Annotated in this window: 19 protein-coding genes and 1 pseudogene; 11 read left to right on the top strand and 9 right to left on the bottom strand. The window is 67.5% G+C overall.

Annotated features, from left to right (window positions below):
* Nucleotides 1-12: 12 nt before the first annotated feature.
* Nucleotides 13-888: a hypothetical protein gene (locus tag AC2YHA_RS03785; protein WP_487400423.1), complete on the top strand. Its 876-nt coding sequence runs from the start codon at nucleotides 13-15 to the stop codon at nucleotides 886-888.
* Between the two features lie 38 nt (nucleotides 889-926).
* Nucleotides 927-2,264, top strand: a complete 1,338-nt coding sequence (locus AC2YHA_RS03780; RefSeq protein WP_487400422.1) for an outer membrane beta-barrel protein — start codon at nucleotides 927-929, stop codon at nucleotides 2,262-2,264.
* Here the strand turns inward: AC2YHA_RS03780 and AC2YHA_RS03775 are convergent.
* From AC2YHA_RS03775 to AC2YHA_RS03745, 7 genes and pseudogenes are all read right to left on the bottom strand, one after another.
* Entirely contained in the window at nucleotides 2,261-3,748 is a 1,488-nt protein-coding gene (locus tag AC2YHA_RS03775; RefSeq protein ID WP_487400421.1) for an oligosaccharide flippase family protein, read from the bottom strand. The genes AC2YHA_RS03780 and AC2YHA_RS03775 overlap by 4 nt on opposite strands.
* Before the next feature lie 161 nt (nucleotides 3,749-3,909).
* Nucleotides 3,910-4,905 carry a hypothetical protein gene (locus AC2YHA_RS03770; protein ID WP_487400420.1) on the bottom strand — a complete coding sequence of 332 codons (996 nt, stop codon included), beginning with the start codon at nucleotides 4,903-4,905 and terminating at the stop codon, nucleotides 3,910-3,912.
* On the bottom strand, nucleotides 4,905-5,156 hold the full coding sequence (locus tag AC2YHA_RS03765) for an acyl carrier protein (protein ID WP_233782802.1): 252 nt from the start codon (nucleotides 5,154-5,156) through the stop codon (nucleotides 4,905-4,907). Before AC2YHA_RS03765 ends, AC2YHA_RS03770 begins: the two co-directional genes overlap by 1 nt.
* A complete protein-coding gene (locus AC2YHA_RS03760) occupies nucleotides 5,153-7,063 on the bottom strand; it encodes an HAD-IIIC family phosphatase (protein ID WP_487400419.1) in 1,911 nt (636 codons plus the stop codon). Before AC2YHA_RS03760 ends, AC2YHA_RS03765 begins: the two co-directional genes overlap by 4 nt.
* Before the next feature lie 14 nt (nucleotides 7,064-7,077).
* Nucleotides 7,078-8,691: an MBOAT family O-acyltransferase gene (locus tag AC2YHA_RS03755; RefSeq protein ID WP_487400418.1), complete on the bottom strand. Its 1,614-nt coding sequence runs from the start codon at nucleotides 8,689-8,691 to the stop codon at nucleotides 7,078-7,080.
* 114 nt (nucleotides 8,692-8,805) lie between these two features.
* Nucleotides 8,806-9,150 carry a LuxR C-terminal-related transcriptional regulator gene (locus AC2YHA_RS03750; RefSeq protein ID WP_487400417.1) on the bottom strand — a complete coding sequence of 115 codons (345 nt, stop codon included), beginning with the start codon at nucleotides 9,148-9,150 and terminating at the stop codon, nucleotides 8,806-8,808.
* Nucleotides 9,151-9,238: 88 nt separating this feature from the next.
* Nucleotides 9,239-9,475, bottom strand: a pseudogene (locus AC2YHA_RS03745) (hypothetical protein); the annotation flags it as partial.
* Between the two features lie 593 nt (nucleotides 9,476-10,068).
* Here AC2YHA_RS03745 and AC2YHA_RS03740 point away from each other — a divergent pair.
* Genes AC2YHA_RS03740 through AC2YHA_RS03720 form a run of 5 tightly spaced genes read left to right on the top strand, consistent with a single transcriptional unit; the run spans nucleotide 10,069 to nucleotide 14,990 of the window.
* Nucleotides 10,069-11,157, top strand: a complete 1,089-nt coding sequence (locus AC2YHA_RS03740) for an NAD-dependent epimerase/dehydratase family protein (RefSeq protein ID WP_487400416.1) — start codon at nucleotides 10,069-10,071, stop codon at nucleotides 11,155-11,157.
* Complete coding sequence (gene rfbF, locus AC2YHA_RS03735; RefSeq protein WP_233782807.1) at nucleotides 11,154-11,969, top strand: glucose-1-phosphate cytidylyltransferase; 816 nt, start codon at nucleotides 11,154-11,156, stop codon at nucleotides 11,967-11,969. Before AC2YHA_RS03740 ends, rfbF begins: the two co-directional genes overlap by 4 nt.
* Entirely contained in the window at nucleotides 11,966-13,291 is a 1,326-nt protein-coding gene (locus AC2YHA_RS03730) for an NAD(P)H-dependent oxidoreductase (protein ID WP_233782808.1), read from the top strand. Before rfbF ends, AC2YHA_RS03730 begins: the two co-directional genes overlap by 4 nt.
* Before the next feature lie 7 nt (nucleotides 13,292-13,298).
* Complete coding sequence (locus AC2YHA_RS03725; RefSeq protein WP_233782809.1) at nucleotides 13,299-13,847, top strand: dTDP-4-dehydrorhamnose 3,5-epimerase family protein; 549 nt, start codon at nucleotides 13,299-13,301, stop codon at nucleotides 13,845-13,847.
* Between the two features lie 30 nt (nucleotides 13,848-13,877).
* On the top strand, nucleotides 13,878-14,990 hold the full coding sequence (locus AC2YHA_RS03720; protein WP_487400415.1) for an NAD(P)/FAD-dependent oxidoreductase: 1,113 nt from the start codon (nucleotides 13,878-13,880) through the stop codon (nucleotides 14,988-14,990).
* Nucleotides 14,991-15,011: 21 nt separating this feature from the next.
* Here the strand turns inward: AC2YHA_RS03720 and AC2YHA_RS03715 are convergent, their stop codons facing one another.
* Nucleotides 15,012-15,980 carry a glycosyltransferase family 2 protein gene (locus tag AC2YHA_RS03715; RefSeq protein WP_487400414.1) on the bottom strand — a complete coding sequence of 323 codons (969 nt, stop codon included), beginning with the start codon at nucleotides 15,978-15,980 and terminating at the stop codon, nucleotides 15,012-15,014.
* 41 nt (nucleotides 15,981-16,021) lie between these two features.
* Complete coding sequence (locus AC2YHA_RS03710) at nucleotides 16,022-17,263, bottom strand: class I SAM-dependent methyltransferase (RefSeq protein WP_487400413.1); 1,242 nt, start codon at nucleotides 17,261-17,263, stop codon at nucleotides 16,022-16,024.
* A 240-nt stretch (nucleotides 17,264-17,503) separates the two neighbouring features.
* On the opposite strand from AC2YHA_RS03710, the gene AC2YHA_RS03705 reads away from it, so the two are divergent.
* The 4 genes from AC2YHA_RS03705 to AC2YHA_RS03690 are packed head-to-tail and all read left to right on the top strand — an operon-like array spanning nucleotide 17,504 to nucleotide 23,116.
* Nucleotides 17,504-18,877: a polysaccharide lyase 6 family protein gene (locus AC2YHA_RS03705; RefSeq protein WP_487400412.1), complete on the top strand. Its 1,374-nt coding sequence runs from the start codon at nucleotides 17,504-17,506 to the stop codon at nucleotides 18,875-18,877.
* Nucleotides 18,877-21,078 (top strand): alginate lyase family protein, encoded by a 2,202-nt coding sequence (locus AC2YHA_RS03700; RefSeq protein ID WP_487400411.1) that lies wholly within the window; start codon nucleotides 18,877-18,879, stop codon nucleotides 21,076-21,078. The genes AC2YHA_RS03705 and AC2YHA_RS03700 overlap by 1 nt, the downstream gene beginning before the upstream one ends.
* Nucleotides 21,075-22,367, top strand: a complete 1,293-nt coding sequence (locus AC2YHA_RS03695) for an MFS transporter (RefSeq protein WP_487400410.1) — start codon at nucleotides 21,075-21,077, stop codon at nucleotides 22,365-22,367. The genes AC2YHA_RS03700 and AC2YHA_RS03695 overlap by 4 nt, the downstream gene beginning before the upstream one ends.
* Nucleotides 22,364-23,116, top strand: a complete 753-nt coding sequence (locus tag AC2YHA_RS03690; RefSeq protein WP_487400409.1) for an SDR family NAD(P)-dependent oxidoreductase — start codon at nucleotides 22,364-22,366, stop codon at nucleotides 23,114-23,116. The genes AC2YHA_RS03695 and AC2YHA_RS03690 overlap by 4 nt, the downstream gene beginning before the upstream one ends.
* Nucleotides 23,117-23,125: the final 9 nt, after the last annotated feature.

Below are 23,125 nucleotides of genomic sequence, written 5' to 3'. Positions count from 1 at the left end.
GAGACGACGACGATGGACCGCATCCTGTTCGGCGACAACCAGTTCTTCGGCATCAACCATATGTCGGAGGAAAAGGCGCGGCAGCAGGCGATCGCCTTTCGCGACGTGAGCGCGATCGTCGATACCCTCCGGGCAGCGCACAAGGCCGGGATTGACGTGTTCATGTGCACGACGCACGATCGCGTCGCTGAAGTGGCGGACATCGTCCGCGCCAATCGGGGGGATTGGCAGGGCATGAAATTCTACCCGTGCATGCCGTACGCGCACAAATACGCGAACGCCGTCACCGAGCTCGGCTATGTCGACGCGCTCAGGAAGTTCATGCCGAGCGGCAATATGCTCGACGCGGCGATGCGGGGCGGCAAGGCGCTGCTGACCCGCGACGTCAGGAGTGCGGCGACGCTACTGATCGACGCCGAGATGAAGCCGTTCGAGGGACTGGAGACGCCGATCGTCTTCCTCCAGAACGTCGTCACCGACCTGTTGCTCGGGCTCGGCTTCTTCGATGCATTCCGCATCTTCGCCGATCATGTCGAGCGCCGCTACGGCGCCGAGGCGGGCTTCATCACCATGAACCTGCCGGCGCTGCTGCCCGCGCTGGAGTCGGTCGGCATCCGCAACCCGATCGTCTGCGCGAACGTCAACAAGATCGGCTTCCGCATGTCCGGCGGAATCCCTGCCTATCGCGATGCGCTCGCCAGCCGGCCCGCGCGCGTCATCGCCATGTCGGTGCTCGCTTCCGGTGCGATACCGCCCGCGGAAGCGATCGAGTGGGTCGTGAACGAACCTTATGTCCAGTCCATCCTGTTCGGTGCCTCCAGCGAGCGGAACATCCGCAACACGGTCGAGCTGATCCGGCGCTTCGATGGCGAAAGCGTAATGGCCTGAGCGCGGCCGTCGCGCCCTCCTCCAGCAGGAGCCTTCGCATGATCGCATCGTCCTCCCTGTTCCGCCCGTTGCCGAGATGGCTGCTGGCCTCGACCATTCTTTGCGGGACCTGCTCCCCTGCCTTCGCGCAGGAAGCCCAGCTGCCGCGCCTCGCGAACATCGAGACGGTGACCGTCGAGGACGGCGTCGATCTCGACGTGCGTGAACGGCACCGGCCGGAGCTCGATCCCGTCGGCCATGCGCTGGGCGCCTGGCGGATCTATCCGTCGGCCACGTTGAGCGCCGGCTGGGACAGCAACCTGTTCGGCTCCGAGGATGATCGCGTCTCGGCCGGCTTCCTCCAGCTCGAGCCGGCGGTGGCGGCGGTGCTCAGTTCCTCGCAGCTCGACGTGACGCTGGACGCCAGCGGCCGGTTCGCCCGGTTCGCCGATCAGCCGCATGCGAAGGAGAATGCCTACCGCCTCGCCGGCTTCGCGCGCCGCGAGCTGTCGTCGCTGAGCTCGATCGAAGGCGGCGTCGATTTCGAGCAACTCGTCGAGCGGCGCGAGTCGAGCGAGTTCCCGGGAGGACGCGTGGCGCCCTCGATCTTCCTGCGCACGCGTCTCTATACGACCTTCCGCTATCAGACGGGCAAGTTCGGCGGGCTGGCGACGGTGGACTATACGACGTTCAACTATCGCGACACCGACGCGCTGGCGGCGGACGGTAGCGTGGTCGGCCGCATCGACCAGGACGTGCGCGACCAGCACACGCTCCGCGGCAGCCTGCGCGGCGAGTTCGAGGTGACGCCGGCGATCGGGTTGTTCGTCCAGGGCATCGGCTCGTCGATCGACTATCGCAAGGACGAGGTCGCGCCGGGCGTCCCCAATCCGGGCGGCTCCGAATATACGCTGCTCGGCGGCGTCGCATTCCGACCCAGCAGCCTGTTCGTGGGATCGATCGGCGCCGGCTATGTGTGGCGCAGCTATGACGCCGTCAGCCTCCGTTCGATCAACGGCTTCGCGCTCAACGCCGACGTCCGCTACTATCTGACGCCATTGGTGACGATCTCCGCCCAGGCCGCGCGAACGGTCGAGGAGGCGGTGCTCCAGAGCGCCCGCGGCTACGTCAGCGACAGCGCGAGCGTGCGCGCCGACTATGAGCTGCTGCGATCGCTGCTGATCAACATGCGGGCGTCCTACCAGCACAACGACTTCCGCTCCTCGCCGCGGCTCGACCGCATCGTCGATGTCGGAGCGGGTGCCCGCTATCAGGCGAACCGCGCACTCGCGCTCGACGTGGATGCCAGCTACGTCAATCGCGACGTGAAGGGCGATCCGTTCGCCGCGAGCTTCGACGAGTTCCGCGTCCGCGCCGGGGTCCGCTACAGCTTCTAGGCGTCGCCGCCGCGGGCGAGCGCGATGTCCCCGCGGATCCTTTCGCGGCCGACCACTGCCGTGGCGATCTGGACGATCTGCCCGAACAGCCTCGGCGCGCAGATGCGGAGCGCGACGGCGTAGATCACGATGCCGCCGACGACGGTCAATGCCAGGCCGGCAAGCGCAGGCAGCTCGTCCGAAAGCAGCCTGTGGATCATCGACAACAGCACGATCATCACGACCGTGGCCGCCTGCGACGGCAACAGCGCCGCCAGCATCGTGCGCCACCCCAGCCCCACCTCGCGAAGCGCCAGTCCCAGGCGCAGCGGGAACAGCAGCATCGTGGTGCAGGAGAAAGCGGCGGCAAGCGCCACCGGTCCGAATGCGACCGCGACCAGGTAGACGCAGATGTTGGTGACCGCGAGCACCGCCGAGCACAGCGAATCGATATGCGCGCGCTGCGCCACCACCAGCACCGAGCTCGAGAATTGGCTGAGCGACAGGAAATAGCCGCTCGCCGCCAGCGCGGTCAGGATCGGCGCGGAGGCGTGCCAGCTCGGCCCCAGCATCACCCGGATCAGCTCGGGCGCGACGATCGCCAGGCCGGCGAAGGCCGGGGCGCACAACGCACTCGTCAGCATCATGCCGCTGCGGAACGCCAGTCGGCGCTGATCATCGGTCTCGAGGTTGGCGAGCGCAGGCAAGGTCAGCGTCGACACGCTGTTCACCAGCATCAGGTTGGCGGCGAGCATGATCCGCTTCGCCGCGTTGTAGAGACCGGTGACGGCAGGACCGAAATAACCGCTGACGAAGATCAGGTCGGAATCGTTCGCGATCGCCGTCCACAGCGCCCCGAGCGAGACGTGCCGCGCGCGCCGCAGTATCTCGCGCACTCGCGTCCATGACCGCACCAGCCGCGGCCGCCAGCCCGCGCTGATCCAGAGCGTCGCGACGTTGACCACGGCGATGGTGAACTGCTGCCCCACCAGGCTCCACAGGTCATAGCCGTTCACCGCCATCGACAGCCCGACCACGCCGCCGAAGACCACCGACAGCGTCGAGCGGACGGCGAGCGCACGGAACTCCATGCGCCGGGCGAGCCACGCCGCGGGCGTTCCCGACAGGCCGTAGCCGAGCAGCAGAAACGCGATCATCCGAAGCGCCGCCCCCGCCTCGGGCGAGCCGATCAGGTCGGCGACGGGCTGGGCGAGCAGGACCATCGCGGCCGTCGTCACCGATCCGGTGATCGCGACGATGGTGAAGCAGACGTCGTAGTCCTCGTCCCTGACGTCGGGGTTGGAATAGACCGCGATCGTGACCGAATCGATCAGCAGGCGCCGCACGAACTCGACGACGGTGATGCTGACCGCGATCAGGCCGAAGCTGCTCTGCGAGACGTAGCGGGCGATGAACAGGAAGACGAGCAGCGACAGCCCCTGCCCCGCTCCCTGGCCCAGCACGATCCACAGCGCGTTGCGGCCGAGCTGCCTCTGCGCGCTCACCGAGCCGTCCGTCCCGGGACGCAACGCGTCCGGCTGGGGCCGGGAAAGACGTGAGGCATGATCATGGCGCTTCCCCGAACGGATCGTGCGCCCCTGTATCACCGGCACGCGGGGCTCCGGCCGGTGCGTTCGGCTTACCCCCGATGGACCCTGGGCGCGGGTCAGGTGGCGCTCGCGGGATGCAGATGGGAAGAGGCATCCGTTTCGCGCAGCAGGGCGCGGGTGAACGGCCCGGTGCTCGACCAGCGCAGGTGCATCGCATCGAAATAGGCGGTCGACGGCAACCGGATCAGAGAGACATGCAACCCGCCGTGCGTGCCGGCCAGGGCAGCGCGCGCGTCGTGCTCGAGTGCCCTCAGCGTGGGTTCGCCATAGCGACGGCTCCATTCCGATTGCATCGGCATCAGCACGACGTCGAAGGCGATGTTACGCTTCTCCAACGCTCGCGCCATCCCGCGCAGCGACGCGAAGCAGGCGGCGTCGAGCTTGCGCACGTCGCCGTAATGGAGGCCGCGCGAGACCGGCGGCTCCGCCGGCCCGTCGCCCCAACGGTTCTGCACCAGCGTGCTGGTCGACGCCGCGCTGGCGCGGTCCTCGCGGATGCCGCGCGCATTGCTCGCCAGCGTCAGCGGATCGAAATAGCGGGCGTAGAACCAGGCGGGCGAGGCATGGCCGAACACGAAACGATCCGCCTCACCGGTGTCGAAACGCGAGGCCTCGCCAAACCCGCACGCTTCGAAATCGAACGGCGAGGCGATCAGCACGATATGGCGCACGCTCGGCAGGCGCTGCGTCAGCCAGGCGGTGATCCGCGCGCTCTGGCTGATCTGGGCGCCGCAGAAGCCGGCATTGTACGGGCGTATCGCCGGATCGGTCGCGATCGCCACCGGGCTGTTGAAATGGCGCCAGGCGACCGATGATCCGACAATCAGCAGATTGGGCTCCTGCGGCGGGTGGGCGCGCATGCCGTTGAGCTTCTCGTCGATGCACAGGCTGTTCGCGATCTGCGGCGGCGGCAATCTGTCGGCGGCCCGCAGCCCCACCAGCGCACCCACCAGCGACAGGACGGTAAGGATGGCACCGAGCGCGAAGCCGGCGAGATAGCGCTGCATCCGCGCGGTCTCGCGCGGGGCGTCGGCGGGCGCGTGGCTGGCCATCACCCCCGCCTCGCCAGCTTGTCGCCGATCAGCGTGGCGAACTCGCCGACGTTTTTGAGCGATTCGAACTCGGCGGTGGTGAAGCGGATGCCGAACCGCTGCTCGGTCGCGACGATCAGCAGGACGTGCGCCTGGCTGTCCCAGCCGGGCACGTCCTGCGCGGTGGTGGTCGAGCCGATCTGGAGATCGTCGTCCTCGAAGACGTCGCGCATGACCTCGGTCAGACCGGCGTAGATGTCCTGCTGCGTCATGCGCGGATCTCCAGTTTCATGTGATGGGCCGGCAGCGCGGCGTCGGCGAGCGGCAGGTGCCAGAAGCGGGCGCCGTTGCTGGTTTCGGGCGACTGCATCGGCGTGAAGCCGAGCCGCTCATAATGTTCCTCGACCATCGCGTTGCGGCCGGACGGCCGGTACTCGCCGACCAGCCGGATCGCGCCCGACCTGCGCGCCGCATCGGCGAGCACCTGCAGCGCCGCCGCCTCGACCCCGCGGCCGAGCACGCGGCAGCTCATCAGCCAGGTATCGATCAGCAGCGAGCCCTCGCCCCATTGCGGGTCCGGCCGCGCGAGGATCACGCTGATCAGGCCGTTGTCGCCGAACCGGTCGCGCAGCCGGAAGCACAGGCCGACGTTCGCCGGATCGCCGAGCAGGGCCGCCAGTTCCTGCTCGCCGCGGCGCACGGTGGTCAGGTTGAACTGGTTGCTCTTGTTGATGAGCTGCGCCGCACGCGGCCGGTCCACCGGTGAGATCGGCCCGACCGTCAGCGTCATGTCGAGGCTCTCCAGGAACCCGTCCATGTCGGTCGACGCCTCGACCGCAGCGGCGCGTTCGGCATTGGCGGCATAGTTTTGCCCGCGAGCGAAATCGTCGTGGGTCACGGCGACCGCCTCGAAATAGCCGGCGGCCGCCAGCCGCTCGGGATAATAGGCGACGTCGTCGGGAAGCTCCGGCACCGCCACCTGCGGCAGCTCGCGGCGGATGATCGCCCGCTCGGCGGGGTTGTCGTCGACGAACACCAGGCTGTCGAGGCCGATGTTCAACCGCCGGGCGATCTCGCGCAGGTTGGTGGCCTTGTCCTGCCAGTTGGCGACGAAGCAGGCGACGTGGCTTTGCCGGAGGTGCATCTCCGGATGCTGCTCGAACATCGCCGCGGCAACCGCATGATCGTTCTTGCTGCACACGGCGATGATCACGCCGCGCTCGGCGAGGCGGACGACCTGGTGCTGGAAGGCGAGATACGCCTCCCCTTCCGCGCTGCCCTGCCCCAGCTTGACGCCGTCGATGCCGTCGTCGCCGATCACGCCGCCCCACAGGGTATTGTCGAGGTCCAGCACCAGGCACTTGCGCGATCGGCCGCCCGCAGCGGCGAGCACGCGCGCGACGAGATCGCCGTAGAGCGGCGCGAATATGGGATTGATGAGCTGCTTGGCCTGATGCCAGCGGACCGGGTCGTAGCGGCGGTCGTCGCCGATCGCCTCGGGCAGCTGGTCCGCGATGTCGACGACGGGCACGCCGTCCTCCACCGCCGCCTCGCGCAGGGCCTGGTCGAGCCGGCGGCACAGGCTGGCGGGCGACGCCGGCAGCAACAGCTCGTTGGAGCCGATCACCGGCGGCGCCTGGCCGATCAGCGTCTGGTGCACCGGCTGCGCCCCGAAGCGATTGCGCGCCTGCCGCCAGAGCTGCCGCACGTCCGCCACCGTCGCCCTCACGAGCTCATCCGCCTCGCTTTCGTCGGTGCTGAGAGGCAAGGCGGGCAGCAGCGCCGCGGTATCGAGCGCCAGCAGGACGAGCTGCGGATCGAAACGTTCCAGCGCGGCGTCTCCGGTCAACAGAGTCTGCCGGAACTGGGCATAGCCGTCGACATGCACCGATGCGGCGATGCCATGGGACAGACCGGCCACACGGATGGCCGGAACGAGATGATCGACGCTGTGCGACGCCAGGATCGCAAGGCGAAGCGGCGTCAGTCCGGCATCGTCGAGCTCGGCGAGGCATCCTTCCGCCAGCCGGTCGATCCGCTGCGTCGCGACCGCGTCACGGTCATGACCGGCGAGCCCGATCGCCGCGCGAAGCCGCGCGAGCGGATCGGCGATGCCGCGGGCCGTCTTGATCGCGCCGGAGAGATCGGGGTCTTGCGGGAGCCAGGGGAGCATCTGCATCGGCGCCACCCCCATCAGAACTGGAAGTAGAGGAACTCTGTCGGCGCGGCCGACAGGGCATAGAGCAGGGTCACGGCGCACACCGCCCCCATCACCACCCCCAGCGCAGCCGAGGGACGCCAGTGCAATGCCGGCAGCCACCGCCCCAGCCAGCTCGCCCGCGCCTGGAAGTCCAGCGCCGTGGGATAGTCGCGCAGCCATTGATAGGCGTTGGGCAGGGTCCACACGACCGCGAGGAAGACGGCGATCCTGAGCGGATAGCTGAGCTCGAAATTCTCGAGCGAGGCGAAGTGCAGGCCGAGCAGCTGGGCGAAGACCTCCGCTCCCGGCACGCCGGCGAGCGGACGCGGCAGGGTGATGCCGTTGAGGCCCGCCATGCCGGCGAGCAGGTCGAGCGCGGCGCCGACGCTCGGCGCGCGGAAGAACACCAGCGCCACGACCACGCACAGGAACGTGAGCAGCACCGATGCCGCAACCGCCAGCGGCCCTCCGGCATCGAGCGGGCGGCCCCGGTGGACCTTCCACGCGCGCCAGCCATGCGCGACGACCAGGTAAAGGCCGTGCAGCAGGCCGAAGATCACGAACTGCCAGCCGGCGCCGTGCCAGACGCCGGAGACGAACATGGTGAACACCGTCGGTAGCGCGACCAGCGCGACGAAGGTGCCGGGCGTCATCCGCCCGCGCCTCGGCAGCGGCAGCCCTTTCGCTGCGCGCCGGCGGGTGAGGGTCACGACGATGGGATTATAGACATAGGCGGTCAGGAACCGCGTCAGCGTCATGTGCCAGCGCGACCAATATTCGATCACGTTGCGCGCCTTGTAGGGGCTGTTGAAGTTGGGCGGCAGCGCGATGCCGAACAGCAGCCCCAGGCCGATCGCCATGTCGGTGTAGCCGGAGAAGTCGAAATAAATCTGTAGGGCATAGGACAGCGCCGCCGTCCAGGCGTGGACGAGTTGCACGCCGCCGGGCTCGGCGGAGAAGGTGAAGATCGGCGATGCGATCGCGCCGAACGGGTCGGCGACCATCACCTTCTTGAACAGCCCGATCAGGAACAGCGTGACGCCGATGCCGATCAGGTCCCAGCGCGGGCGGAACCGCTCGGGGCTGCCGAACTGCGACAGCATCTCGCGATGGTGCGTGATCGGCCCGGCGATCAGGTGCGGGAAGAAGGTGATGAACAGGCAATAGTTGAGCGGATCGCGCTCGCTCACCTTCCCGCCGAATGCGTCGACCAGATAGGCGATCTGCTGGAAGGTGAAGAAGGAGATCGCCAGCGGCAGGATGACGTGCGGGATATGCCAGTCGAGGCTGAGCGCCCCGCTCAGCGTCGTCATGAAGAACACGGTGTATTTGAAATAGCCGAGCAGCGCCACGTTGAAGAGGATGCCGCCGGCGAGGATCCACTTGTCCGGCCGGCGGATCAGCACGCCGCCGAGCATGTAATTCACCGCGATGCTGAGCAGCAGCAGCGGCAGGTTGGCCGGCCGCCACCAGCTGTAGAAGGCGAGCGAGGCGAGCGTCAGCCACAGCGCCGCCAGCCGCCGCTGCCGGAATTTTGCCAGCACCAGGAAGCCGACGAAGACGATCGGCAGGAATACGAGCAGGAACTCGTCCGAATTGAACAGCACCTACCGTCCCCCAAAGGGAAGCCGGCCACTTCATCCGGGCTTCCTGGCTGGTACGTTCCGATCGACGCCGGCGCGCGTCCTTTGCTGGCTGGTGCGGCGGCCTGGGACGCGGTGTCAGACCGCCGCCACCTCGCCATATTTGAACGGCGGACGCTTGATGGCGCCGGTTATCCTGCGCAGCGCCGTGTCCGGCCACTTCTCCCCCACCGCCCAGATCGCGGCCTGCGTTCGGTTCTGTACGCCGACCTTGCGCAGGATCGCCTTCACATGGACCTTCACGGTCGCTTCGCTGATGCTCAGCTGGCGTGAGATGACCTTGTTCGGCTGGCCTGCGATCAGGCACTGCAGAATCTCGACCTCTCGGCTGGAAAGCCCCGCGCCTTCGATCGACTGGCTCGTATGCATCGGTGCCGAGGCGGAGGCGATGTCCGGAAGCACCTCGGCCAGCGAGGAGGGCATCACCTTCTCCCCCCATCGCCACCAGACGCAACGAGGCGATCAGCGGCTCGACCGAGATGTTCTTGACGATATAGGCCTGCGCTCCCGCGCGGAACGAGGCCGCCATTGTCTCAAAATCGAACTCGTCGGCGAGCAGCACCAGCTTCGCGGCGGGGAACTCCCGTCGCAGCTTCTCGACGAACTCGGCGCCATGCGTGTCGATGAAGTTTTCCACCAGGATGAGGTGGGTGTCGCTCTCGGTCGCCTGGCGCGAACTTTCCAACTGCGCTGGATCATCCGCGGTTTCGACGACCTTGAAATCATGCTCGGCAAGGATGCGTACCATGCCTTCACGCGTGATTGGATTACGGCCCAACAGTGCAACGGTTACGGGCGATTTCATCATCGGTCTCCCCAGTCCGATTAGCAGCCCTCAGAAACATCCTCTTCAGTGCTGCCCTTTTATCGACGAACCGATTTTCTGGTAACCAAGATTACCTATCAACTTCCCCCTTGATTCCGCAAAGGCGACTCTGTGGTAACCCAATGTGATAGCTTAAGTCCCCCGGTACACAAGATTGTCACATACTAGTCTGATCGGCTCTAACATGGATCAAATTTTTCTCCTAGTTCTTTAACCCTATTACGTGGGCGATAACTTGCTTTTACCCTGCAGTCATTCGCTAGCCTGCGCATCGTTCGCCCGAGAGCGATGAGGCCAAGAGCGGGCTCGACATCATCCACCCGCATGATCGGGCAAGTCCCTTTTCGGGACACAGATCCGACTACAATCCGGGATGGGTTGCGGTTGGCGCCCGGCCTGATCGCGCTGCCTACGAAGTATGATGACCCAAAGAAAGCACGACAGAACGCCGCCAATTGTGGGAGTTCGGACAAGGAAATCCGGTCGCACTTGCATTTGCAGGAAAGGGGGCGCCGATGAAGATCCTCGTCACGGGAAACATGGGATATGTCGGACCTGCCGTCGTCCGCCGCCTGCGCGCGCGATATCCGGACGCCGTCATCCACGGATACGACAGCGGCTTCTTCGCGCACTGCCTGACGACGCAGGAGGGCATGCCCGAGCGGCGCCTCGACTGCCAGATCTTCGACGACGTGCGGAACGTGCGGCGGCGCGACCTCGACGGTTATGACGCGGTGATCCTGCTCGCCGCGATTTCCAACGACCCGATGGGCGAACGCTTCAGCGCCGTGACCCGCGCCGTCAACCAGGACGCCGCCGTGTCGATCGCCCGGGCCGCGAGTGCCGCAGGCGTCCGCAACCTCGTCTTCGCGTCGAGCTGCAGCGTCTATGGCGTCGCCGACGGGCCGCCGCGCCGCGAGGAGGATCCGGTCGATCCCCGCACCGCCTATGCCGCGTCCAAGGTCGGCACCGAGCAGGCGCTCAGCGCACTCGACGGCGACATGACGATCACCTGCCTGCGCTTCGCCACCGCCTGCGGCATGTCCGACCGGCTGCGCCTCGACCTGGTCCTCAACGACTTCGTCGCCTCCGCGCTCAGCAAGGGTCGGATCGAGATCCTTTCGGACGGCACGCCCTGGCGTCCGATGATCGACACCGCGGACATGGCCCGCGCCATCGATTGGGCGGCGACGCGGCCGGCTGAGAACGGCGGGCGCCATCTGATCGTCAACGTCGGCGCGAACGAAGCCAATTACCGTGTCCGCGACCTTGCGGAAGCGGTGGCGGCGGCGGTGCCGGGCTGCACCGTGTCGCTGAACCGGGAGGCGCCGGTCGACTCGCGGTCCTATCGCGTCGACTTCAGCCGCTACGCCGAGCTGGCGCCGGATCACCTGCCACAGGTCAGCCTGGCGACGTCGGTCCAGGAGCTGATCGCCGGCCTCTCCAACCTCGGCTTCGCCGATCGCGACTTCCGCAGCTCAGGACTGATCCGGCTTCAGACGCTGAAGCAACTGATCGCCGAGGGCCAGCTGTCCGAGGACCTGACATGGACGAGAGGGGCACCGCGAAGCATCGCGATCCGGCGCGAGGAGGTCGAGGCATGAAAGCAGTTCTGCTCGCAGGTGGTTTCGGCACGCGCCTCAGCGAAGAGACGACCGTCACGCCGAAGCCGATGGTCGAGGTCGGCGGGCGTCCGCTGCTCTGGCACATCATGAAGATCTATGCCCATTACGGCATCCGCGAGTTCGTGATCCTCGGCGGCTACAAGGTCGAGTATATCCGCTCCTATTTCCTGAATTACATGGCACGGACCTGCGACCTGTCGATCAACCTCAGATCCGGCGCGGTCGAATGGCTCGATTGCAGCACCGAGGACTGGCAGGTCACCATCCTCGATACCGGGCTCAACACGATGACGGGGGGGCGCCTGCGCCGGGCACGGCACCTGCTCGACGGCACCTTCTGCCTGACCTACGGCGACGGTGTCAGCAACGTCGACATCCCGGCGCTGATCGCCAGGCACCGCGCGTCAAAGGCCGTGTGCACCCTCACCGCCGTCTCCCAGCCCGGCCGCTACGGCGCGCTGCGGCTCGCGGACAACGGCGCCACCGTCCAGGGCTTCCGCGAGAAGGGGGCGAGCGACGGCGGCATGATCAATGGCGGCTTCTTCGTGTGCGAGCCCGAGGTGGTCGACTTCATCGACGAGGACGGCACCGTCTTCGAAGGCGCGCCGATGGATCGCATGATCGCGCAGGGCAGGCTCGGTTCGCACGTCCACACCGGCTTCTGGCAGAGCATGGATACGCTGCGCGACAAATACCTGCTGGAGGAGCTCTGGCAGAGCGGCACGCCGCCGTGGAAAGTGTGGTCCGACGAACCCGAATCCAACATCGCATTGTGGAGGCGGTCGGCATGATCATCATCGACCAGGCGCTCGCGAGACGCGAGGCCGAGGGAAAGCCGATCCGCGTCGGGCTGGTCGGCACCGGCTTCATGGGCGCGGGCATCGTCCGGCAGATCGTCACGGCGACGAAGGGCATGCGGATCGTGGCGGTCGCCAACCGCCACATCGCCACCGCGATCCAGGCGGTGCAGGATGTCGGCATCGAGCCTTTGCTGTGCGACAGCGCGCAGGCGATCAGCCGCGTGATCTCGTCCGGCTATGTCGCCGTCACCCGCGACGGCGAGGCGCTGGCGAGCGCCGACGGCATCGACGTCGTGGTCGAGGTGACCGGGTCGATCGACTATGCCGCTGGCGTGGTGCTGGCGGCGATCTCGGCCGGCAAGCACGTCGTCCAGATGAACGCCGAGCTCGACGGTACCGTCGGTCCGATCCTCTATGCCAAGGCGCGCTCGGCCGGCGTCACCTACACCTTCAGCGACGGCGACCAGCCGGGCGTGCAGATGAACCTGCTGCGCTTCGTCCAGGGAATCGGCGTCACGCCGGTGATGTGCGGCAACATCAAGGGACTGCACGATCCCCACCGCACTCCGGAGACCCAGCGCGCCTTCGCCGAGAAATGGGGGCAGAAGCCGGTGATGGTCTCGTCCTTCGCCGACGGGTGCAAGATTTCCTACGAACAGGCGATCGTCGCCAACGGCACCGGCTTTCGCGTCGCCCAGCGCGGCATGGTTGGTCTGGACTTCTCGGGCGGCGATCCGACCGCGCCGCTGTTCCCGCTCGACGAGGCATTGCCGCAGCTCGTCGAGATCATCGAGGAGCATGGCGAGGGGCTGGTCGACTATGTCGTCGGCTGCCGCCCGGCGCCCGGCGTGTTCGTGATCGGCCGGCACGACGATCCGCGCCAGCGCCATTTCCTCAATCTCTACAAGCTGGGGCCAGGGCCTTATTATTGTTTCCAGACGCCCTATCATCTCTGCCATTTCGAGGTGCCGAACTCGATCGCCCGCGTCTGCCTGTTCGGGGATTCGGTGCTGGCGCCGACCGCGGGCCCGCGCGTCGGCGTCGTCGCGGCGGCGAAGAAGGATCTTCGCCCCGGCGACACGATCACCGAGTTCGGCGGCTTCGAAGCCTATGGCGTCGCCGAGAATTACGACGTGATCGAGCGCGACCGGCTGCTGCCGATGGGCATCGCGCTGGATGCCACGTTGATCCGGCCGGTGCCGAAGGACCATGTCCTCACCTACGCCGACGTCTCGCTGCCCAAGGATCGCCTGATCGACAATCTCTACGCGCAGCAGTCTCGCCGCTTCGGGCACAACACATTGGCGGCGTGACGGCACCATGTTCTTCGCGCCGACATCGCTGGCGGACGCCTATCTGATCCGGCCCGACCGGCGGGTGGACGATCGCGGCTATTTCGCGCGCACCATGTGCTACGACGAGTTCGCCGAGCGCGGGCTCGTCAGCGACTTCGTGCAGCAGAGCCTGTCGGTGACCGCCAAGGCGGGAACGGTCCGCGGCCTGCATTTCCAATACCCGCCCTATGGCGAGGCCAAGCTGGTCCGCTGCGTCCGCGGCGCGATCCAGGACATCATCCTCGATCTGCGCCAGGATTCCCCTACCTATCTGCGGTCGGAGGGGTTCAGGCTGGATGCGGAGAACGGACACCAGCTCTATGTGCCGCCGGGCTTCGCCCACAGCTTCCAGACGCTGGTCGACGACGTCGAGGTCACCTATCTCATCTCGGCGCCTTACACGCCCGACGCGCAGGGCGGGCTGCGCTACGACGATCCCGAGCTCGGGATCGAGTGGCCGCTGCCGGTGGCGGCCATCTCGCCGCGGGACCTCGCATGGCCGCTGATCCACCCGCACGCGCCGCCCGCCCTGTGATCCTGCCGTTCCTACAGAGTCCGGGACGTCGTGGCTGACATCGACGTCCTCGTCGTCGGCGCCGGCGTGATCGGCCTCGCGATTGCGCGAAGGCTCGCCTCGGCCGGCCTCAGCACGATCGTCGCCGAGCGCGAGTCGAGCTTCGGCACCGTGACCAGCTCACGCAACAGCGAGGTGATCCACGCCGGCCTCTACTATGACGGCACACCGCTGAAGGCGGAGCTGTGCGTCGCCGGCCGCGGCCTGCTCTACCGCTATGCCGGGCAGCGCCACGTCCCGCACCGGCGGATCGGCAAGCTGATCGTCGCCTTCGAGCCCCAGGAGGAAATCGCGCTCGAGCGGATCGCGGCGAGCGCGCGCAACGCCGGCGTCACCGATCTCAAATGGCTGTCCGCTGCCGAGGTCCGGGCGCTGGAGCCCGCGCTGCACTGCTCGAGCGCCCTGCTCTCCCCCTCGACCGGGATCATCGACAGCCATGCCTATATGCTGACGCTGCTCGCCGATGCCGAGACGGCCGGCGCGGCGTTCGTCCCGCATACGCGCGTAGATCGGCTGACGCGCACGCCGGCGGGAAACTGGGCGATTCACATCGAGGGCGAGCCACGGCCGGTGCTGTCGGCGCGCCGCGTGGTCAACGCCGCGGGCCACGGCGCGCGGGCGCTTGCGCTGAACACCGAGGGACTCGACGCGAACCGGGTGCCGGACGTCCATTATGCCCGGGGCAATTATTTCACCTACCAGGGCAAAGTGCCGTTCACCCGGCTGATCTATCCCGTTCCCGTTCCGGGCGGGCTGGGTACCCATCTGACGCTCGACCTTGCCGGTGCGGCACGCTTCGGGCCGGATGTCGAGTGGATCGACGAGATCGATCACAGCGTCGATCCCGGCCGGGCCCATCAGTTCGCGGCCGCAGCGCGGCGCATCTGGCCGGCACTGGACCCGGAGCGGCTCGCGCCAGGCTATTGCGGCATCCGCCCCAAGCTCAGCCGTGCCGGCGGGCCGGCCGCCGATTTCGCGATCCGCGGACCCGCCGATCACGGCGCGCCCGATCTCGTCACTCTCTTCGGGATCGAGTCGCCCGGCCTCACCGCATCGCTTGCCATAGCGGAACTGGTCGCGCGCAAGCTGGACCTGGCAGGCTGAGGCGGACGCCCTGCCCGCGTTTCACGCCGCGCGCCTGGAGGGCGCCGCGAGCCTGTCCTGCGTGACGACGGGACGATCCAGCCTGTCGTCCAGCATCTCGATCTTCGGCCGGTAGACGAAGCCGGACGCGGTGCCTCGGGCAACGATCGCTGCCCTGCGCCAGTGTCCGCGCATGGTCAGCAGGGCGAAGGTCTTGGCCTGGCGCCACAGGTGCAGCGCGATCCGCGACGGGCGGTCGTATCTCAGCAGCGAGTAGGTGGTGTTGCGGTGCAGGTAGTAATGATAGCCGAGCCGCCGCCGGTCCTTCTCCGTGCGGATATCGAGCGCACCTTCGAGCTTGCGGGCATGGAGCACGCGGCTGCTCCCGACCGCATAACCCGGGCCGTCCTGCGTCACGCGCAGAGTGAACTCGCGGTCCTCGCCGAAGATGAACATCGACGCGATCGGCAGGCCGTGGCGGCCGAGCGTGGCTCGCGGCAGCAGGATGGAGGCGAAAGTCGCGGCCAGGGTCGGCACGATCGTCTCTTCCAGCAGCTCGCCCCAGTTCGGGAAGCCGAGCGCGTTGCGCGTCCGGTCGATATCCGGCACCTCGGTCAGCAATCCGCTGGTGGAGCGGGCCATCGACACCAGATAGGGCGGGTCGATGCCGCGCAGCGTCAGCTTGGCATGGGCGTCGAGCAGTCGCTCCAGCGCCTCCGGCTCGGGGATGACGTCGTCGTCCATCACCCAGATGAAATCGCTGCCGCCCTCATAGGCGAGCCGCATCCCCAGGTTGAAGCCGCCCGCCGCGCCAAGGTTGGTAGTCAGCGAGTGCGTCTGCACCCGCCCCGCCCAGGTCCCGGCCAGCATCTCGCGGGTGCCGTCGCTGCTGGCGTTGTCGATCACTAGGATCCGCTCGCACCGCCGCGTCTGCGCCGAGAGCGCGAGCAGGCAGCGCGTCAGCATCTCCTTGCGATTATAGGTCAGGACGACCGCACAGACTGCGCCCATATTGCCCCCATTTTCGACACCGCTGCCCCGTTTAGCGGTGTTCAGACGACACTCGGCCAGGGAATCGCCGTGATGAACCGGAGGCCCCAGCCCGACGTTCCGGCCATCTGCTGCATGATTTCGTCCTTCAGGTTCCACGGAAGGATCACGAGGTAATCGGGCTTGGCGGCGGCGATCATCTCCGGGGCGACGATCGGGATGCGCACGCCGGGGATCGACTTGCCCTGCTTCGACGCTGCGCGGTCGACGGTGAACTCGATCACGCTGCGATCGACCCCGCAATAGTTGAGCAGCGTCGTCCCCTTGGCCGGGGCGCCATAGGCGGCGATCCGCTTGCCGTCGGCCTTGAGGTCGAGGAGCAGGCTGCGGAACGCCAGCCTCAGCCGGTCCACATTCTCGGCGAAGCCATGATAGATCTCGTCGCGATCGAGGCCGTACTCGATCTCCTCGGCCAGCACCCGTGCCACCGCCGGTCCGGTCGGGTGCCCCGCTTCCTGGCGACAGACGAAGTAGCGCAGCGATCCGCCGTGCGTCGGCAATTCCTCGACGTCGAACACGCGCAGCCCCGCGGCTTCGAACACGCGCTTGGCGGCGAGCAGCGAGTAATAGGAGAAATGCTCGTGGTAGATGGTATCGAACTGGTTGCGCTGCATCAGCCGGAGCAGGTGCTGCACCTCGACCGTCGCCACCCCCTCCGGCTTGAGCAGGGTGCGGATGCCGGCGGCGAAGTCGTTCACGTCAGGGACATGGGCGAAGACGTTGTTCGCGGTGACGAGGTCGGCCTGCCAGCCCTCGGCGACCAACCCATCCGCATAGGCGCGGCCGAAGAAGTCGACGCGCGTCGGAATGCCCTTCGCGATCGCGGCGTCGGCGACCGAGCGGCACGGCTCGATCCCCAACGTGTCGAGCTGCCGCTGCATCGAGAACTGCAGCAGATAGCCGTCGTTGCTCGCGATCTCGACGTGCCTGGCGCCGGGAGCCAGCCCAAAGCGCTCGATCATGCGATCGACATAACGCTCGGCATGATCGAGCCAGCTCGTCGACGCCGATGAGAAATAGGCATAGTCGTTGCGGAACAGATCGTCGGCGGCCTTCAGGTCGACGGTCTGGGCAAGGCGGCAGTCGCCGCACACCATGACCTTGAGGGCGACCTTCGGGTCGTCCTCGACCGTAACCGCCATCTCGACGAAGTCATTCGCGACCGGAATATCCCCCAGGTCGGCGAGAACGAGCTCCATTTGCTTGCCGCAGTGGCGACAAAAGGCGCGATCATCTGCTGCCATCACCCCACCCTTCTAGGATCGCGGTACGTCGATCCGGCCGGATATTGTCGGCGACCCTGATCGATCGCTCCGGCCCGTTCAACTATTCTTCCGTGGTAACTCGCGCGCCCTCGCGGCGGTTGGGTCCGACGCTCTACAGACCAATTATTAGACCAAATACCGAAATTGGCATGCACACTACCTTGCCTATGCCGCATGTCACTGTTAGGCCAGTGCTCAACGAGATCGTAGGCGGAGGACATGAAGGCGATTTGGCTGGGCATCGCAGCGTGTGTCATGGCGCCTCCCGCGGCCGCTCGCGATTGGGTGGTGCGTGACCGCCAGGGCTATGCTGAGGCCGCCGCGCGCCTGAGCCCCGGCGATCGGCTCCTGCTCGCCGATGGTGAATGGCGCGATTTCGTCATCCGCTTCACCGCCACCGGCACGGCCGACCGGCCGATCACGTTCGCTGCGCAGACCCCTGGGAAGGTCGTGCTCAGCGGCCGGTCGAGCCTCAGCATCGCGGGCCGGCATCTCGTCGTGTCGGGACTGGTGTTCCGCGACGGCCATACCCCCGGCGAGTCGGTGATCGAGCTGCGCGACGGCAAGCGGTGGGCGGAGCATGTGCGGCTGACCGGAATCGTGATCGACCGCTTCAACCCGCCCCGCCGCGACCGCGCCGACCATTGGGTTTCGCTGTTCGGCAGCGACAACCGCGTCGACCACAGCCATTTCGTCGGCAAGGCCAATGCCGGCGCGATGATGGTGGTGGTGCGCGACACGGGATGGCCACTCGCCAATCGCCATCGCATCGACCACAATTACTTCGGCCCGCGCCCGCCGCTCGGCCGCAACGGCGGCGAGACGATCCGCATCGGCACCAGCACGCAATCGCAGAGCGATTCCGGCACGATCGTCGAGGACAATTATTTCGAGCGCTGTGACGGCGAGGCCGAGATCGTCTCGATCAAGTCGGGCGGCAACGTCGTCCGCCGCAACATGTTCGTCGAATCGCAGGGCGCGGTGGTCCTTCGCCACGGCCACGGCAACCTCATCGAGCGCAACGTCTTCCTCGGCCGCGGGATCAAAAGGACTGGCGGCGTGCGCGTCATCAATGCCCGCCAGACCGTGCGCGGCAATTACATGGAGGGGCTCGCCGGCACCGACTTCACCAGCGCGATCGCGGTGATGAACGGCGTGCCCAACTCGCCGCTCAACCGCTACGCGCCGGTCGAGGACGCGCTGATCGCCAACAACAGCGTGATCGAGGCAGCGCGGATCACGCTGGCGATGGGCGCCGACCGCGAGCGCACCGTGGCGCCGCGATCGACGCGTTTCGTCGCCAACCTGATCGTCAACCACGGCGACGACCCCTTCCGCGCGGAGGGACCGATCGACGGCATCCGCTTCGAAGGCAACGTCCAGCAGGCAGGCCGGCGCGGGCCGCTCGAACTCGGCATCGCCCAACGCCCCGTCCGCCTTGAACGCGCGGCCAACGGGTTGCTGTATCCCGCCGACCCCGCATTGGCCGCGATCGGCGCACCGCGCGACCTCGCCCCGTTCGGTCGCGAGGCAGTGGGGGTGGACTGGTATCCGAAACCGGCGACGACCGGGACGACAAGGGAGGAGAGTTGATGCGCATGATGAGGCCGGCGATCGCGCTGGCGCTGCTGGTGACCGTGGCGCCGGCGACGGCGATGTCCGCAGCCACGGGCCAAACCAATACGGCTGCCGCTCCGGTGCTGCTCGACCCGCAGGGCATGGCCGCGATGGCCGGAGAAGGCGCCCGCTACCCGCTGTTCGCCGCCGAGCTGCGCCGCGTCCGCACCGAGGTCGATGCCGCGATGCGCCGGCCGATCGACGTGCCGGTGCCGAAGGACCCAGGCGGCGGCTTCACCCACGAGCAGCACAAGCGCAACTACACGCTGATCTACGGCGCCGGGTTGCTCTACCGCATCACCGGCGAGCGCGCCTATGCCGACTATGCCCGCACCATGCTGCTCGCCTACGCCAGGCTCTATCCCACGCTCGGCAAGCACCCGGCCGCCTCGAACGAGGAATATGGCAAGCTGTTCTGGCAGAGCCTCAACGACAGCGTGTGGGTGGTTTATGCGGTCCAGGGCTATGACGCGATCCGCGACACGCTGACGCCGGCCGACCGCAAGGCGATCGACGACCAGGTCTTCCGCCCGATGGCGAAGTTCCTGTCGGAGGAGCAGGTCCGCGTCTTCGACCTGATCCACAACCACGCGACCTGGTCGTGCGCGGCGGTCGGCATGATCGGCTATGTGCTGCGCGACCACGCGCTGGTCGACAAGGCGCTGAAGGGCAGCGACCTCAGCGGCAAGGCCGGCTTCCTGCGCCAGGTCGACCTCCTGTTCTCGCCCGACGGCTATTACACCGAGGGTCCCTATTACCAGCGCTACGCCCTGCTCCCGTTCGTGCTGTTCGCGCGGATGATCTCGGAGAATGACCCAAGCCTCAATATCTTCCAGTACCGCGACGGCGTGCTGGTCAAGGCGATCACCACCGCGATCCAGCTGACGCAGGACGGTTATTTCTTCCCGATCAACGACGCGATGCCCGACAAGAGCCTCAAAACCGACGAGCTCTATCAGGCGGTCGCGATCGGCTACGGCGTGACGCACGATCCGGCGCTGCTCTCGATCGCCGAGTGGCAGGGACGGACCGTGCTCAGCCCCGATGGCCTCGCCGTGGCGCGCGATGTCGCCGCGGGCAAGGCCAAGCCCTTCCCCTTCGTCGCCTCCGCGCTGTTCCGCGACGGACCGGACGGCGGTCAGGGCGGGCTCGCCGTGATGCGCGACAAGGACCAGACGCTGCTCGCCAAGAACAGCGCCATGGGCATGGGCCACGGCCATTTCGACAAGCTCAACTGGCTCCTCTACGACAACGGCCATCCGATCGTCGTCGACTATGGCGCCGCGCGCTTCCTCAACGTCGAGAGCAAGGACGGCGGCCGCTACCTCAAGGAGAACGAGAGCTGGGCGAAGCAGAGCGTCGCCCACAACACGCTGGTGGTGAACGAGACCAGCCAGTTCGCCGGCAAGTGGAAGGTCGGCCAGACGCTGGCGCCCAGGCAGGTCTTCTTCTCGGGCGACGGCCCGACCAAGGTCAGCACCGCGGAGATCGCCGGTGCCTGGCCGGGCGTCACCTTCCGCCGCACGCTGGTGCAGCTTCCCGTCGCCGGCATGGCGAGCCCGCTCGTCGTCGACCTGATGAGCGTGAAGGGCGACAGCCAGGCCACCTACGACCTGCCGCTCCACTACAACGGGCACATCACCGACGTCGGCTTCCCGATCCGGTCCAACGTCGCGGAGCGGCCGGTGCTCGGCAAGCAGGCCGGCTATCAGCACATCTGGGTCGATGCGACCGGCACGCTGCCCGCGGGCGGCGGAGCGCTCACCTGGATGACGGACGACCGCTTCTACACCTATCGCATGTTGCCGCCCGCGGGCGCTGAGGTGATCCTGGGTGAGAGCGGCGCCAACGATCCCAACTTCAACCTGCGCCGCGAGCCGCTGCTGATCGAGCGGGTGACGGGCAAGGACGTGCAGTTCGTCAACCTGCTCGAGCCGCACGGCGTCTACGATCCCTCGGCCGAGACCACGGTCGGCAGCAGCAGCCGGATCGCGGCGCTCCGCCATGCCCGGGGGGACGACGGCGACCTGATCGCGATCGACCTGGTCGGCGGCGGCACGATCACGCTGGCGATCGCCGACTCCGCCGATCCTGCCGCGACGCACCGCGCGACGATCGACGGCCGGACGGTCGAGTGGAAGGGACACTTCGCCCGCTTCGACGGAACCGCCAAATGACGCGCCCGATCCAGGGCCTGCGCTGGTTTGTGATCGGCCTGATCGCGCTGGCGACCGTCATCAACTACATCGACCGCAACGCGCTGGCGGTGATGTGGCCGGCGGTGTCCAAGGACATCGGTGCCGACAAGGCCGATTACGCGCTGCTCGTGACCGCGTTCATGATCGCCTATGCGGTCGGCCAGTCGCTGTTCGGGCGGCTGCTCGACGTGATCGGCACGCGGCTGGGCTTCGTCGTCTCGATCTTCGTCTGGTCCGCCTCGATCGCCGCACATGCGCTGGTGCGCTCGATCGGCGCGCTGACGGCGCTGCGCCTGACGCTCGGCGTCAGCGAGGCGGGCACCTGGCCCGGCGCGGTCAAGGCCAACGCCCTCTGGTTCCCGCAGCGCGAGCGGGCGCTGGCGCAGGGCATCTTCAACTCCGGCGCGGCGATCGGCGCGATCGTCGCGGCGCCGCTGGTCGCCTGGCTCTATTCGCTGTTCGGATGGCAGGCGACCTTCCTCGTCGTCGGCCTGCTCGGCTTCGCCTGGCTGCTGCCGTGGCTGTGGCTCTATCGCGGCGATCCCGATGCGCACCCCTGGCTCAGCGAGGCCGAACGCGCCCACATCGCCGGCGACGCGCCTCGCGAGACGAGCGAGGATGCCGGCTCGCCGGGCATCCTCGGCCTGCTCCGCTACCGGCAGAGCTGGGCGATCCTGCTGTCGCGCTTCTTCCTCGATCCCGTGTGGTGGCTGTTCGTCTCCTGGCTGCCGATCTACCTGTCCGAGACCTTCCATTTCGACGTGAAGCAGATCGGCCTGTTCGGCTGGGTGCCGTTCGTCGGCGCGATGCTGGGGAGCCTCGGCGGCGGCTGGCTGTCGGGGGCGTTGATCCGGCGCGGCTGGCCGGTGCTGCGCGCGCGGCTCGTCGCGATCGCGCTCGGCGGCGCGATCATGTTGCCGGCGCTGCTGCTGACGATGACGGCGGCGAGCCCGCTCTACGCGGTGCTGCTGATCGCGGTGATCCTGTTCGGCTTCCAGATCGCGATCAACAACATCCAGACGCTGCCGAGCGATTATTTCGCCGGCGGCGCCGTCGGCACGCTCGCCGGGATCGGCGGCACCGCCGCGGTCGCGGGCACGCTCATCACCACCTGGCTGGTGCCGGTCATGACGCGGCAGGGCTACGCGCCGATCTTCGCGCTGGGCGCGGCGATCGTGCCGCTGGGCGTGCTCGCGGTGTGGCTGCTCGGGCGCAGCCGCCCTGCCCCCATTTCCATCTCACCATCATCGAAAGGGTTCGACGCATGAAGCTCAAGGACAAGGTCGCGATCGTCACCGGCGGCGGGCGGGACATCGGCCGCTCGGTGTCGCTGCGGCTGGCGGCGGAGGGCGCGCGCGTCGTCGTCAACTATCGCCGTGACGAGGCCGCCGCGGCCGCGACCGTCCAGGAGATCGAGGCGGCCGGCGGCACCGCGCTGCTCGTCCAGGGCGACGTGACCGATGCCAATGCGGTGGCATCGCTGGTCGGTGCGACGACCAGGGCATTCGGCGAGCGCATCGACGTGCTGGTCAACGTCGCCGGCGGCATGGTCGCGCGCAAGACACTGGCCGAGATGGACGCCGCTTTCTTCGACACGGTGATGGACCTCAACCTGCGTTCGGCGTTCCTGGTGACCAAGGCGGTGCTGCCGCACATGGGCCAGGGCGGCGCGATCGTGAACCTGTCGTCGCTCGCCGGACGCGACGGCGGCGGGCCGGGCGCGACCATCTATGCCACCGCCAAGGGCGCGCTGACGAGCTTCACCCGCGGCCTCGCCAAGGAGCTCGGGCCGCAGGGCATCCGCGTCAACGCGCTCTGCCCCGGGCTGATCGGCACCAGCTTCCACGACATCTTCTCCAAGCCCGAGGGCCGCGCCGCCGTCGCCGGCAACACGCCGCTGCGACGCGAGGGGCATCCGGACGAGGTGGCGGCGGCGGTGGCCTATCTCGCCTCCGACGACGCGTCGTTCCTGACCGGCGTCAACCTGGACATCAACGGCGGTCTGTTCTTCTCGTGAGGAGGTTCG

The organism is Sphingomonas sp. SRI_018 (genome assembly GCF_057586275.1).
This window is presented reverse-complemented; position numbering and strand designations above follow the sequence as displayed.